At 75.3% G+C, this 1,322-nt stretch carries 1 pseudogene; it reads right to left on the reverse strand.

The window, feature by feature from the left end:
• Nucleotides 1-1,322: pseudogene (locus tag JNW91_RS31405) on the reverse strand (ATP-dependent DNA helicase); the annotation flags it as partial.

Here is a 1,322-nt window from a genome sequence, read left to right on the forward strand (position 1 = left end):
GGCCAGCGCGGCGGGCGGCCGGCGACGGTGGTGCGGGCGGCGGCGCGTCCAGCCCGAGGGCGCGGGCCACGGTGTCGAACCGTCCGCCGAGCGCCAGGGTCGCCGACGTGGCGACGACGGTGCGTTCGTCGTACAGGTGGGTGGCGAGCGTGCCGGCCACCGACAGTGGCGCGACCACCAGCGCCCGTCGGCTGCCGCTGTCGTTCTTCTCCACCCAGGCCACGTCGTGGTCGGCCTCCTCCAGCAGCGCTGCGCGGTGCTGGAGAGATCGTCCAGCGCGGCCTTGGCCTGCTGCTTGCGTACCGGGTCGGGATCGTCGGACTTGACCTCACCGATCGCGTCCAACGCGCTGCGGGTGGCGGCGTCGAGCAGCGTGCACGCCTCCCGCAGGGGCGCCGGCAGCCCGGCGGTGAGCCGACCGGCCGGCGCCTCGGCCAGCCCGACCGCGAGGGCGTCGCCGGCGGCGGTGAGCGCCTCAGCGGTCTCCGGCCGCAGCAGCGGGCGGGCCCGCCGGGTCGACCGGTCGATCAGCTCCGGCACCAGCTCCGCCTGCGCGGCGGAGGAGACCCGGTCGGCCAGCTCGTGCGCCTCGTCGACGATGAGCAGCTTGTGGGGCGGCACGATGTGCCGGTCGGCGAGCATGTCGACCGCGAGCAGACTGTGGTTGGTCACCACGATGTCGGCCTCCCGGGCCCGGCCGCGACGCCTCGGCGAAGCACTCCTGCCCGAACGGGCAGCGGGTCGCGCCCACGCATTCCCGGGCCGGCATCGACACCAGCCGCCAGGCCTGGTCGTCGACCCCCGGGTCCAGTTCGTCCCGGTCACCGGTGGCGGTCTTCTCGGCCCAGTCGCGTACCCGTTCGATCTGCTTGCCCAGCCGGCCCGCCTCGCCGAGCCACTTCCCGCCACCGGGGCGCGCGGCCGGGGCGTCGAAGAGGGTGTCCTCCGGCTCCTCCTCGGTGGAGTTGTCCAACCGGGCCAGGCAGAGATAGTGGTGACGACCCTTGAGCACCGCGAAGGTGGGCCGGCGGCCGAGCAGCGGCTCGACCGCGTCGGCCAGCCGGGGCAGGTCGTGGTCGACGAGTTGGGACTGCAACGCCAGGGTGGCGGTGGACACCACCACCGGACCGTCCACCGTGAGCGCGGGCGCGAGGTACGCCAACGACTTGCCGGTGCCGGTGCCCGCCTGGACGAGCAGGTGCTCGCCGCTGCTCACGCAGTCCTCGATCGCGGTGGTCATCTGCTGCTGGCCGGGGCGCGCCGCGCCACCGGGGACCGCGCCGACCGCCGCCGGCGAGCAGGTCGTACCGCTGGGCCGGGCG

The organism is Micromonospora parastrephiae, from assembly GCF_016802865.1.
Lineage (GTDB): Bacteria > Actinomycetota > Actinomycetes > Mycobacteriales > Micromonosporaceae > Micromonospora > Micromonospora parastrephiae.